Source organism: Paenalicyclobacillus cellulosilyticus (genome assembly GCF_014647315.1).
Classification (GTDB): Bacteria; Bacillota; Bacilli; order Alicyclobacillales; family Alicyclobacillaceae; genus Alicyclobacillus_J; species Alicyclobacillus_J cellulosilyticus.
The window spans coordinates 375-619 of sequence record NZ_BMOY01000122.1 but is presented as its reverse complement, the minus strand read 5'-3'; the positions used below and the strand labels follow the sequence as shown (position 1 = coordinate 619).

Here is a 245-nt window from a genome sequence, read left to right as displayed (position 1 = left end):
CTGTTTAGTTTGATTGAAATATATGATTTTGGCTTGCCATCCTCATCAACCTGGTAAAAATTAGTTCGTAAGGTTGAAGTAATAGCTTGCACGTATTGACGAATAATTTTATCTTCATCAAGATTTTCAACCGAATCCAAGTCCGTTAATATTTCAGCAACTAAGGCATGAATCTGCTTTTCACGATTTTCAATTTCCTTTGGTGAGAAGTGTAATTCAAAAAGATTGATTAATTTTTTTGCCAA

General features: G+C 32.2%; 1 protein-coding gene. It reads right to left on the bottom strand.

Annotated elements, in window-relative coordinates; translation table 11 throughout:
- Window positions 1-245: NAD-glutamate dehydrogenase domain-containing protein (locus IEX97_RS13130; protein ID WP_188883539.1), on the bottom strand; the 245-nt coding region annotated here is incomplete at both ends.